The 12,892-nt window shown below is 41.4% G+C and carries 11 protein-coding genes; 1 reads left to right on the top strand and 10 read right to left on the bottom strand.

Going from position 1 to position 12,892, the window contains the following annotated elements; genetic code table 11:
- Positions 1-19 precede the first annotated feature (19 nt).
- The 7 genes from DW005_RS11125 to cls are packed head-to-tail and all read right to left on the bottom strand — an operon-like array spanning position 20 to position 8,717.
- A complete protein-coding gene (locus tag DW005_RS11125; RefSeq protein ID WP_117479452.1) occupies positions 20-1,474 on the bottom strand; it encodes a penicillin-binding transpeptidase domain-containing protein in 1,455 nt (484 codons plus the stop codon).
- Positions 1,428-2,786 carry an FtsW/RodA/SpoVE family cell cycle protein gene (locus tag DW005_RS11120; protein ID WP_117479450.1) on the bottom strand — a complete coding sequence of 453 codons (1,359 nt, stop codon included), beginning with the start codon at positions 2,784-2,786 and terminating at the stop codon, positions 1,428-1,430. Before DW005_RS11120 ends, DW005_RS11125 begins: the two co-directional genes overlap by 47 nt.
- The gene (locus DW005_RS11115) at positions 2,771-4,978 is read right to left on the bottom strand and encodes a U32 family peptidase (protein ID WP_117479448.1); all 2,208 of its coding nucleotides are present in this window, start codon (positions 4,976-4,978) and stop codon (positions 2,771-2,773) included. The genes DW005_RS11120 and DW005_RS11115 overlap by 16 nt, the downstream gene beginning before the upstream one ends.
- A gap of 58 nt (positions 4,979-5,036) precedes the next feature.
- Positions 5,037-5,441 carry a cell division protein ZapA gene (locus DW005_RS11110; RefSeq protein WP_117479446.1) on the bottom strand — a complete coding sequence of 135 codons (405 nt, stop codon included), beginning with the start codon at positions 5,439-5,441 and terminating at the stop codon, positions 5,037-5,039.
- A 49-nt stretch (positions 5,442-5,490) separates the two neighbouring features.
- Positions 5,491-6,489 carry a Holliday junction branch migration DNA helicase RuvB gene (gene ruvB / locus DW005_RS11105; RefSeq protein ID WP_117479444.1) on the bottom strand — a complete coding sequence of 333 codons (999 nt, stop codon included), beginning with the start codon at positions 6,487-6,489 and terminating at the stop codon, positions 5,491-5,493.
- Between the two features lie 17 nt (positions 6,490-6,506).
- A complete protein-coding gene (gene ruvA / locus DW005_RS11100) occupies positions 6,507-7,109 on the bottom strand; it encodes a Holliday junction branch migration protein RuvA (RefSeq protein WP_117479441.1) in 603 nt (200 codons plus the stop codon).
- 24 nt (positions 7,110-7,133) lie between these two features.
- Positions 7,134-8,717, bottom strand: coding sequence for a cardiolipin synthase (cls, locus tag DW005_RS11095; protein WP_181975038.1), 1,584 nt, complete (start codon positions 8,715-8,717; stop codon positions 7,134-7,136).
- A gap of 452 nt (positions 8,718-9,169) precedes the next feature.
- Here cls and DW005_RS11090 point away from each other — a divergent pair, with 452 nt between their 5' ends.
- The gene (locus tag DW005_RS11090) at positions 9,170-10,261 is read left to right on the top strand and encodes a ribonuclease H-like domain-containing protein (protein ID WP_181975037.1); all 1,092 of its coding nucleotides are present in this window, start codon (positions 9,170-9,172) and stop codon (positions 10,259-10,261) included.
- On the opposite strand, the gene DW005_RS11085 is transcribed toward DW005_RS11090, so the two are convergent.
- The 3 genes from DW005_RS11085 to DW005_RS11075 form a co-directional block, all read right to left on the bottom strand.
- Positions 10,242-11,093, bottom strand: a complete 852-nt coding sequence (locus DW005_RS11085; RefSeq protein WP_147324439.1) for a DegV family protein — start codon at positions 11,091-11,093, stop codon at positions 10,242-10,244. The genes DW005_RS11090 and DW005_RS11085 overlap by 20 nt on opposite strands.
- 139 nt (positions 11,094-11,232) lie before the next feature.
- Complete coding sequence (gene rpmF, locus DW005_RS11080) at positions 11,233-11,418, bottom strand: 50S ribosomal protein L32 (protein WP_022375935.1); 186 nt, start codon at positions 11,416-11,418, stop codon at positions 11,233-11,235.
- Positions 11,419-11,538: 120 nt separating this feature from the next.
- Positions 11,539-12,729, bottom strand: a complete 1,191-nt coding sequence (locus DW005_RS11075; protein WP_117479433.1) for an acetate kinase — start codon at positions 12,727-12,729, stop codon at positions 11,539-11,541.
- Positions 12,730-12,892 lie beyond the last annotated feature (163 nt).

Raw genomic sequence — 12,892 nt, 5'->3', positions numbered from 1 at the left:
TTTCTTAGTATACCCCATTCTACCAATAAGCGTCAAACACCTTTTTAGCAATCGGAACAGCATAGGCACTTCCGGTTCCCGCAGCCTCTACAACTACGCTGACGCAAAGCTTTTTACCATTTTTTTCCGCGTAGCCGACAAACCACGCATGAGAATCCGTCGAACCGTTTTGGAACTCCGCAGAACCCGTCTTTCCACCTGCCTTATATGGCGTTCCATAGTATAAAGACGTCGCCGTTCCACCTTTTACGGTTCCCCTCATTAATTTCTTTAATTGTTTTGCCTCTTTTTCTGACATTTTCTTCCCGAGTGATTTCGGTGTATTTTCAGAAACCGTATTTCCGTTTGCATCCTCAATCCGGTCAACCACATATGGCTGCATCAATTCACCGCCATTGACTGATGCACAGACAAGTAAAATATTTTGCAGCGGCGTAACCAGTGTCTGTCCCTGTCCGATTGACGCCTGTCTTACATCGCCCTGCGCCGTCTTGTTATCAATCGTAAAACGGGACGATTTCTGCTCCATTTTTTCAAGCGGAATGCTTTTATTGTAATAAAAGGATTCACATAACTTGCGCCACGAATTCCGGTTCAAACCATCTCCGATGGAGCAAAATGCTGCATTACAAGATTCGGCAAATGCCTTTTCCAAATCCACTTTTCCGTGCACTTCACCACCATAGCACTTAATCTGTTCACTTCCTGTTCCAATTTTTCCGGTACAGGTATAATGAAATTTTGAATAATTATCCTGTTCTCTCATAAATTCAAACGCTGTATACAATTTAAAAGTAGAACCCGGCGGGTACAACCCTTGTGTTGCCCGATTATAAAGCGCCGACTGCTCCCCAGAATCCGATGTCAGTTTGTTCCATTTGGCGTCCGTCAATTGATTGGGGTCGTATGATGGTTTACTCACCATCGCCAGTATTTTCCCGGTTTCCGGGTCCATCACAACAACCGCTCCACGCTTTGAACCAAGTGCATTACTCGCCGCTTTGGAAAGCCCGACATTCAATGTGGTAACTACATTGTTTCCCGGATTTTTTTTACCCTTTAATTCATTAATCGTACTAAGAAACGGATTCAGTCCGGAGGTCAGCATCGTATAACTTTCTGATGCCTCCAACCCGGTTTTCCCGTGCGAAGAACGTCCGACAACATGCGCAAACAAGCTGCCATACGGATACTTTCTCGTTTCGTTTCCTGAAGAATCCGTAACTGTCTTTGCCAGCACTTTTCCTTTGTCCGATAAAATTTTACCTTTCGTCACACGCTTGGCTAAAAGTTCCTGACGTTTATTTGCCGAATTGTTTAACACCTGATCTGAATCATGAATGATAAAATAAACCATATATCCGGCAAGAATAAAAAAGATTGTCATCACAAGATAGGTCACAACCGCCATTTCCCGGTTCTGGCGTTTACTGCCTTTTTCCGGATTTTCGATTAATTGCTGCTTGTTCTTCATTTGTCGTGACCTCCTCTCTTCGGTTTCTCACATACATTCCCTGAATAATACTAAAAATCACAATCGTCGTTATAATGGAACTGCCGCCGTAACTGATTAACGGCAGCGTCACACCGGTTGACGGAATAAATTTGGTTACTCCACCGATACTCAAAAACACCTGAAAAATCAAAACCACACTCAATCCGAATGCACACAATTTATAAAAATTCTTTTTCATTTTTAAAGCGATATTGACAAACATAATAAAGGAACTAATGTAAATCAAAATCAAAAAGATACAGAAAATGACCCCCATTTCCTCTGCAATCGCAGAAAAAATAAAATCACTTTCCACAACCGGCACACTCTTTGGCATGCCCTGTCCAAGTCCCATGCCAAACAATCCTCCGGTTCCGATTGCAAACAAACTCTGGCAAATCTGATAGCCGCCCTGATTCATGTTCGACCAAGGGTCCTGCCACGCCGCCACACGCACACGCACATGTGCAAATAACTGATACGCCACAACGGATGCCGCCGTCCCTGCAAAAAAACCTGCCGCAAGATAGCGCAATTTCATCGTTGCCACATACAGCATCATAAGATATGTTACAAAATAAATCAGTGCTGCACCCAAATCCTTCTCTAACACAAGGATTCCCACATGTACTGCCGCCGCAATACTGATCACGGCAACACTCTTAAAATCTGTCCGCTTTGCCAAAAGAGAAGCGATGAAAAACACATAAATAATTTTTACAAATTCAGACGGCTGCAATTCAAATCCGCCAATCGAAATCCAGTTTCTTGCGCCGTATTTTTCCACACCGATTACAAACACCAAAAGTAACAGCAGGACACCGGCAAGCGCATACTGCCAGCCGATTTTTTCCCAAATCGTAAACCGCTCAATAAACAACGGCACTAAAAGACACACTCCCAAAGCAAGCGATGCCATCACAAGCTGTCTGATTGCATAGTCATAGGAAAGTCTGCCAAGCATAATAAATCCAATCATCATGCAAATCATCATGTTATTCCAGATTAGTTTTGACATTCCCTTGTAAAACACCTGATAGATTTTCGTAAAAAACAGAAAAAAGAATAACTCAAGTGCCCACAAAACCACATATTTAATTTCTTTTTCTTCTACTAAAATAACTGCACTGCAAACCAAATGAAGCATCACGATAAGCACACGCTGTGCCCGGAATACTCCCTCATTATTTCCTGCCGCCCGTCCGATAAACGCGCGGTAACTGTAGAAGGTATACAGAGCAAATAAAATAACGATTATATATCGTGAAAGTTCTGCTATAATAAGTTCCATGTTTTCAAAACCTTTCTCATTTCATCGGCTGTCTCCCATGTAAAATGGTGCCATGCCGGCTTATCAAATTCCGGCTTTTTCTCGCCGTTTTTTGTATATATCGTATTGTAGCAAAAATCACAATTATTTACCACATAGAATTTGTCCCCTTTGCCACCGGATACTAAAATTCTCTCTTTTTTTCCATCGCACCTGTCAAGCGTCCGCTTTAAGCATCCCTTCGTCACCATTACTTCTTTGCGCCCATAGCCACGCTTAATTGCCTGGCAGATACCAAATTCTGCAAGCACTTCTTTTGCGCGCTCATTTTCATGGTAAAATGTTTCGGCAGCAATCCATGGGCAATCTTTAAATCTCTTTTTTGCCACAAGCAGCGCACGGTGGCTGTTAATCACAACCGCACCGACAAACAGCCTGTTTATCAATGTCCTCCACTTTTCTTCCACTCCCGCTTTCATAATCCGTGGGAATGAAAGAATTACCGGACGATTTTGAAGAAGTTTGATTACCTCATCCTCTTCTTTTGCAAATAAAGCTACCGGAAGTTCAATCCATACATCGTTTTCATCCGTCTCAACTGCTGTCCTTAACTGCTCCATCGTAGAAACTTTTAGAATGGAGGCATTTTGCCAGACAAACAGTTCTTTCTTTTTATGCGGTTTTTGCTCTCCCACACTCCGTCCGGACACCGCCTCTCTCTCAAAAGCTGCTAATGCCTCTCGTTTTAATTTGGCGATTTCTCCCATTGGCACAAAGGAATCCTCCTCTAAAGTAATGGAAAAGTCCGTGAGTCTATAATTCGTATTTCCCATTTTCCGAATGCGCTTTTCAATTTCGTCTTTTGTCACAGGACGATTCACGGCTCTTTGTAATGGTTCACCAAACACTGTAACTTCATGCGAAAGTCCCTGCAGTTTCAGAACAATCGGTTTGCCGATTTTCGCAGTCATTTTCCCTTTCAAAGAAATTTTGTCATCAATAGTTTCGATTTTTTCATCAATCCATGACAACAGTGCCGCATTTTTTGTACGATAAACTTTCTGTCCCTTAAATATCGTACTGCCCCTTTTTACATTGCACGTCACAACATCACCGGGTGCTGCTTCATTTTTTACCGTATACTCGTATGCTTTTGTATCATCTTCCAAGCGAAATTCTAAAATATCCTGATAATGCAGGGCTTCTTTTACACGGAATACCGCCTGTCCTTTGGACGCTTTCAAAACAGTACCAACACACGTACCAAAATGCCCGTTTTTTTTCGGATACATAATATTTTTCTTATCTGTCTCAAAAAGGTATCCGGCACAAAATCCGCCGCGGTTATAAATGTCTTTACTCCGCCTGATATCTTTCCACAGCCTGCTTTCTTTATTCTGAACCAATGCCTGAAAAGTTTCCTTCCCCTCACTCTCATAAACATCGACATAATGGCGGTATAGCGAGGACAAATACGCACTGTACTCCTTCTTTTTCATGCGCCCTTCAATTTTAAAAGAATCGATTCCGGCATCCACAAGTTCGGGAATATGCATAAGCGTACACATATCTTTTGTGCTGAATAAATGTCCGTTTCCATATGCACTCGTAAATGGAAGTCTGCACGGCTGCGCACACATTCCCCGGTTTCCGCTGCGGTCTCCAATTTCCTCACTCATCAAGCACTGCCCGGAATAACAATAGCAGAGCGCACCATGCACAAACACTTCTATTTCCAAATCGGTCTGTGCTCTCATCGCACGAATTTCCTCAATGGTACATTCTCTGGCAGGAACAAATCTTGTAACACCATAGTTTCTGTATAACTCTGCTTCATCTCCGGATAAAATCGTCATCTGCGTGCTGGCGTGCAAATCCATCTGTGGAAAATTTTCATGTAAAAAAGACAACACGCCTAAATCCTGTACGATACAGGCATCAAGTCCCGCCTCATACAACGGAGCAATCAATGGGAACAAATCATTTTCCAGCTCCCTGTCCGAGAGCAGCGTGTTGACCGTCAGATATATTTTTTTATCGTGCATATGCGCATACACAAGTGCCTCTTTCAGTTCATCGACACTCGGATTTTTAGCAAAAGCACGGGCACCAAAGCGGCTGGTTCCCACATAGACCGCATCTGCCCCCATTTGAAATGAAGCATATAAGCCATCCAGTGAGCCTGCCGGTGCAAGAATTTCTACATTACTCATTCGATTCCTTTCTCCCTCTATCTTGTAAAGAAGGACTGCATTTTCAGCAGTCCTTTTTCTATCTTTTTTGTTTCAATCTAGTTTCTAATTCAACCTGTTTTTTCTCTAATTTTTCAACTGAATCACGAAACTCATTGCGTTCTTTTTCAAGTTTCTTAATGGTATCCTGTAACTCAATAATCTCGTGCTTCATGTCTAACACCATTTTGTCTTTTAACTGAGTCTCGGTGCGGTATTCGCTTGCCTTTTTCTTCTCTTTGTAATAATCGTCGGCAATATTAATCGCAAGCAGGGTATTACGCAAATCCAAATCCAGTCTTGCATATCCCTCCTGTTTATGAAATTCTGCCAATTTACGATTAATGTAAGAGGCAATTTTCTGAATGTATTCCGGGCTTTCAAATCCACAAAGTGTATATTTTCTGCCATCAATTAAAACTTCTACATCATTTTTCTTTTTCATCTATGCACCTCACCTGCTCAATTTCCTAATAATTATACATAAAAAAACATTATTCGTCAAATGACAACCCCAAATGATGATATGTTTTTTCTGTCACAATACGTCCTCTAGGCGTCCTTGCTAAAAACCCATTCTGAATCAAAAACGGTTCATAGACATCTTCAATCGTCCCACTGTCCTCACCAATGCATGCAGCTAACGTATCCAGTCCAACCGGTCCTCCATGAAATGTCTCAATCAGCGCCAGTAAAAGGCTCCGATCGGTGTTATCCAGTCCATATTTATCCACTTCCAGCAAATCCAATGCAAAATTTGCCACCGAAAGTGTAATGTTTCCGTCGTATTTTACTTCGGCAAAATCGCGCACCCTCTTTAACAGGCGGTTAGCTAAACGTGGCGTTCCGCGTGAACGTCTTGCAATTTCTCTGGCTCCCTCCCTATCAATCGCCACATGGAAAACCTGCGCTGAACGAAGAACGATTTCGGTTAATTCATCTACCGTATAAAACTCCAAACGATGGACTACTCCAAAACGGTCACGAAGCGGTGCTGTCAGCATACCGGCGCGCGTTGTTGCACCCACAAGTGTAAACTTCGGCAAATCCAGACGGATACTTCTCGCCGAGGCTCCCTTTCCAATCACAATATCAATGACATAATCTTCCATCGCCGGATAGAGCACTTCCTCCACCTGTCTGTTAAGTCTGTGAATCTCATCCACAAACAGTAAATCACCATCCGAGAGATTATTTAAAATGGATGCCATTTCACCCGGTTTTTCAATTGCAGGTCCCGATGTAATCTTTAAATTTACATCCATCTCATTCGCAATAATTCCTGCCAATGTGGTTTTCCCTAATCCCGGCGGCCCATATAACAGTACATGGTCAAGCGATTCGTTTCTCTGCTTCGCCGCCTCAATATAAATCTTTAAATTTTCTTTTGCTTTACTCTGACCAATATAGTCTTTCAAAAATTTTGGCCGAAGACTATTTTCAATTTTATAATCTTCTTCCATCAGGTCAGTAGAAATCACTCGCTTTTCCATTACTTACTCTCATTCCTTTACAGATTTTTTAAGCTCAATTTCAAAATATCTTCCACAGACATTTCTTCCGTAACTTGAAGTTTGCGTACCGCACCGGCAGCCTCTGATGCGGAATAACCAAGGGCAACCAGCGCCTCAATCGCATCTTTCTTCGCATCTGCTCCGGCCGATACATTTTCTGTAGCAAAAGATTCTTCCACGCCGCCAAAGACATCTTCCAAATGACATTTATCCTTTAACTCAAGAATCAGTTTGCTCGCAGTTTTTGGTCCGATTCCCGGTGCTTTCGCAATCGTTTTTGCATCATCCGAAAGAATCGCAAGACGGAGCGCATCGGTGTCCATGGCAGTCAAAATACCAAGTGCCGCCTTCGGACCAATACCATTTACTGTAATCAGCAGTTTAAACATGTCCATACTGTCTTTCGTCAAAAAACCATAGAGCTGCAACGCATCTTCGCGCACATATGTATAGGTATAAATCTTAACTGTATTTCCTACCTGCGGCAATTCAGAAACAACCGAACCCGGCACTAAAATTTCAAATCCGATATTCTGATTTTCCACAACAATTTTGTCCTCACTCACGGAGTCCAAAATCCCTTTCACAAATGCTATCATAGTTCCTCCCTTATGCCGGATGCATTATACAAGTGCGTCAAACACATGTAAAATCGGCTGAATAATTTTCATCTTTAATGGTCTGTTTTTCCAGTCCTCATAGGTAATCTCAATACTTTGCGCAAATGTATTTATAAAATCGTTTTCCACCGCCTGCCTGAATTCTTCATCATAAATCCAGACACCATTCTCATAATGTAAGTAAAAGCTCCGGTAATCCATATTGATGGTTCCGACAATCGCACAATGTTCATTCATAACTACTTTGGAATGAATGAATCCCGGCTCATATTCGTAAATACGAATTCCATTTTTCAAAAGGATCCCATAGTTATATTCTGTCATGTATTTAATATGTTTTTTATCCGGAATATGAGGCGTGATAATCCGCACATCCACACCACGGCGCACGGCTTCCAAAAGCGTCTCAATCATCGCTTCTTCCAAAATCAGATACGGTGTCATTACATACATTTTTTCACCGGCATAATGTATCATCTGTTTATACATGCTGCCGACAAAAGAGCGGGTATCTAATGCCGGACCGTCACGCAGTACATGGCAGTACATATCCGACTGAATCGATGTTTTTTCTGCCCGGTACCGCTCATAATCAATCGCCTCATTTTTAGAGCAGACTGCCCACAGTTCGAGAAAAGTAACTACCATACTCCAGACAACATCACCTTTTAACCGTACTCCTTCATCTTTCCATATGCCAAAACGGTCTACTAAATTTGCATATTCATCCGCAATATTAAAACCGCCCGTATATGCCACCTCACCATCAATGACAAGAATTTTCTGGTGGTCACGGAAGTTCATAAACAACTTACTGGTATACTTATGAATCGGATTAAATACTTCTACTTCAAAGCCTTCTGCCCGCAGTTTCTGTGCAAAATCCGTACTTGTGCGAAGCAGTGCCCCAAAATCGTCATATAGAAATTTAACTTCAACTCCTTCTTCAATTTTACGTTTCAAAATATCATGCATCTTATCCCAAATTGCGCCTTCAGCCACAATAAAAAATTCAATAAAAACATATTTTTTTGCCCGCTCCAAATCAGCAAACAAATCTTCAAACGCATTTTCTCCCATATCATAATATCTTGCCTCATTATTTTTTGAAATCGGTGCACCATTAGCTTCCATATAACGCGACATACGGGATGAAACCGGATGTTTTTTCCGAAATTCATCAGACACTTCGGGATGCCATTCTAAGTGTCTGTCTACACTTTGAATCGTCGATTTTATACGACGATTTAATTTGTTTTTTTTGCCTACTTTTCCCCAAAGAGCAAACATAATATTTCCGGATACCGGAAGTAAAATTGTAATGCACAGCCATCCATATTTATAGGACATGCTGCGGCTGTCATTCGTAAGTGCCAGAATGGTGAACACACCAAACAACTCCATTACTAAATAAAATAATGAAGCATACTGGCGCAGTAAAAATGGCAGTACAATCAGAATTGCGAACTGAAACGCAACCAAAACCGCCACAATGCAAGCTCTCAAAAAGCCGCTCAAACTATTTTGAACTCGTCCTTTTAATCCCTGAAGATGTTTTAATGGACGTTTTTCTCTCTGTGCCTCCATATCATTCTCCATCCTTTTCCATCAAATTTCAAATAAATACAGTATACCACATACGGTGGTAATTCGCAAACATTGCAGGATGTTGTTTGTGTCACTTTTTTGTTTTCCGTAATTCCGTAGAAAAGCTTTGCGTCTCGTGGGCACTCCCGTTTGTTGAGTGCGTAGCGGGATGGGCACTGAAACTACCAGTGCCACATACCGACGTACTCAAAACCCACTCGTCACAAAGTTTTTCTACGGAATTACTGGAATCCAAAGGAATTGATAGCAAACATATGGCATAAACTAATTGTATAAAACTTGGTAATTGGGCTAAGTCATACTATAGCCGCCTCTTTTCATCCGCTAATATTTATCAAGCAGCTTTACAAACATTGCAAATCCTTTCATTTCTTGCTATGATAAGTTCAGATTTTTACGAACTACAGCAAAAAAACAAGAAGGGATTAACCATGGAACACACAGCAAAGTTACTTACTTCCTATGAAGAACAACTAAACAATGCAGCGTCTATCTTACCGGCTCCGGCAGAAAACATCTGCTTTTTTGATATTGAAACTACCGGACTTTCTGCTGCTGTTTCGTCTCTTTATCTGATTGGCACAATTACCTTTGAAAATAATAAGTGGGTTCTAAACCAGTGGTTTGCCGACGATTATGTGAGTGAAGTACGTCTTTTGCAGGCATTTTCTGAGTTTTCAGAAAAGTACGAATGGATTGCGCATTATAATGGTGCAACCTTTGACATCCCTTATTTGGAAAAGAAATACCGCACAAATCATATGCCGTCTCCGTTTGCCGGAAAGCAGACACTTGACCTTTACCGGGCAGTCAAACACATCAAAAAATATTTCCCGGTTCCCAATCAAAAATTGATTACAATGGAGCGTCTTGCCGGTTTTACCAGACATGAACTTTTAAGCGGAAAAGAATGTATCACACTTTACACGGAATTTATGCATGAGAAATTTTTTCATAATCCGGAATCCTTAGAAAAAAAGAACAGACTGCTCTTTCATAATGAAGATGATTTGATTGGTACCATTGTATGTGCACTTCTCCTTGCCTACACAACGTATAAACCGATATGCCCGAGTGTACAGACAACGGAACACAGCGTTCTATTTACCGACACCTTAGAGAAAAAAGTGCCGGCAAATCTTTCCTTTCAAAAAGGTGATATCTCCTTTTCTTTTGAAAGGAAATCCCTTTCTATCGAGGTGCCGCTTTGGGAAGGTACGCTGTACCACTTTTTTGCCGACTATAAAAATTATTATTATCTGCCAAAGGAAGATATGGCGGTACATAAAAGCGTTGGCTGTTTTGTCGAACCTGCCTACCGTCAGAAAGCAACTGCCGCTAACTGCTACATCAAAAAAGACGGCAGATTTCTTCCGCTACCGGCTGGCACCGACTGGGATTCTCCTGTTTTTTCGCTCACCCGAAAAGACAAGAAAGTTTTTATACCATGGGAAGAAAATACGGAACTAGCAACTGATTCCGTCTGCCGCCTCATTAATGGATTTATGCATATGCCAGAATAATACCGCCAATTCCTGCATAAACACTTGCAATCCCTCCCGTCTCAACAATGTGAATCTGACAATCCGGGAGTATCTTATTTAATTTTTTCTTTACTTCATATGCTCCTGCCTCCTGCCCACAGTGTGAAATTACAATATGCGAAATCTTTTTTTCTTTATTTTCATTTCCAATTGCACGCACCATCGCAGACAACGCACGTTTCATACCTCTCGCCTGACCGGTCTGGCAAATGGTTCCTTCATCGGTCGATGCCAAAATCGGACAGATATGAAAAGCGTCCGCAAGCTTTGCCTGAAGACCATTTAATCTTCCGCTTCGCTCTAACATCGTCAAATCATTTAGCACAAATTTCGTCATCATATCCCTGCGAAGTTTCTTGATCCGCTTACGAATTTCATCTTCGGAATACCCTTTATTTTCCCAACGCATCAATGCTCCTGCCAGTAATGTCTGCCCCGCGGATGCACTTTTGCTGTCAATAATATAAATTTTCTGCCCTTTTTTTCCTTTGTTCTCCTCCCGCCAAAGTTTTCTCGCCAGGCTCGCGCTGTTATAAGAACCGGAAAGAGCTGAAGAAACCGTTATCACATAAATACGGTCTGCATTTTTATCGAACCTCTGCAAATAAGCATCCGGTGCCGGACACGCCGATTTTGGCAGCACATCCGTCTCTAAAATTTCATCAAACAACTCCTGTTTATTGATATGTCCATCGTCCGGCCACTCTTTCTGCCCCACTTGGATTTGCAGAGGAATCATCCGCAGATGCTCATTATTTCTCATTCCTTCCGATAAATCGCCGCAGCTGTCCATTAAAATCTGGTAACTCAAAAAAATCGTCTCCTTTGCTTTTTGAGTTAGGGTTGACAAGATAGAAAAAATATATACAAAAATAAAGACGAGATAAGAAACCAATCGGTTTCTCCTCTCGTCTTTATTTTATCTGTACACGGCGGCTAGGCCGTCACAATTATTCTGCTGTAGTAGAGATAATCTCTTTTTTATTGTAGCTTCCGCAATTTTTGCAAACACGATGTGGTACCATCAAAGCGCCACATTTACTGCATTTTACCAAAGTTGGAGCAGTCATCTTCCAGTTTGCTCTACGCTTATCTCTTCTCGCTTTCGAAGATTTATTCTTAGGACAGATACTCATGTCGATTACACCTCCTCTGAATTACTCAAACACTTTTTCCATTATACTTGCTTGACTTAGTCTTGTCAACAGTTTTTTAGAAAAAATAGTCGAATTTTCCAATTATATTTTGCAAAAAACTTATTTCAAAAGAGCAACCGTTTCATGAGCAATTGCCAATTCCTCATTTGTCGGAATGACAGCAACGGTAACCTTAGAATCCGGTGTGGAAATAATCTTCTCCTCACCGCGAATCTGGTTTGCTTCTTTATCCAATGTGATTCCCATATAACCAAAGTGATTCAAAACCTGCTCACGTACAACGATGTTATTCTCGCCAAGACCTGCAGTAAATACGATAGCATCTACACCATTCATGGCTGCGATATAAGAACCAATATATTTTGCTGTGCGGTAACTGAATACTTCAACGGCAAGTTTTGCTCTTTCATTTCCTTCGTTAGAAGCCTTGTCCAAATCACGGAAATCACTGGATACGCCGGAAATACCGAGCACACCGGATTTTTTATTTAAGATAACCATAACTTCCTCTAAGGATTTATTCAGGCTGTGTGCAAGATACTCAACGATAGTCGGGTCCATATCACCGCAACGGGTTCCCATAACAAGACCTTCCATTGGTGTCATACCCATACTGGTATCTACAACTTTTCCGTTCTTTACAGCGGAAATACTGGAGCCGTTGCCAAGGTGGCAGACAATAATTTTAGAATTATCCGGGTCCAGGTTCAACATCTGAATCGCACGTTTGGAAACAAAGCTGTGGCTTGTTCCGTGGAAGCCGTAACGACGTACTTTATATTTTTCATAATACTCATATGGAAGACCGTACATATAAGCAACCGGTTCCATAGTCTGATGAAAGGCAGTATCAAATACACCGATGTTTGGCACGCCCGGCATAATTGCCTGACAAGCGCGGACACCGATTAAGTTTGCCGGATTATGTAATGGTGCCAAAGGACTGCATTCTTCAACACCGGCAATTACTTCGTCATCTATAATAACGGATTTTGTAAATTTCTCACCACCATGTACCAAACGATGACCAATGGCGTCAATTTCATCTAAGTTTTTGATGACACCATAATTTTCATTCGTCAAAGCATCCAATACCATGCGGATTGCTACTTCGTGGTCCGGCATAGCCTGCTCAATCACAACTTTTTCTCCACCATTTGGCGTATGGTTCAAACGTCCGTCAATTCCAATTCTTTCGCAAAGGCCCACTGCCAATGCAACCTCTGTCACGGAGTCAATCAACTGATATTTCAGTGAAGAACTTCCGCAGTTAATAACTAATACTTTCATCATAACCTCCATTTCAGAGCGTAGCTAAATACTATGTCTGTTATTCATACCGTATTATTATACGCCTGAATTTTCAAAAAAACAAGCGTACATTTGTACTTGAGTTTCCACAGTTTTATACACAAGTGCGTCATTTTCCATATGCAGTTATAAACAACTTTCA

This window comes from Clostridium sp. AF36-4 (assembly GCF_003435975.1).
Classification (GTDB): Bacteria; Bacillota; Clostridia; order Lachnospirales; family Lachnospiraceae; genus Eubacterium_F.
Note: the sequence above shows the minus strand (reverse complement) of the source record. Positions and strands in the feature narration are given on the sequence as shown.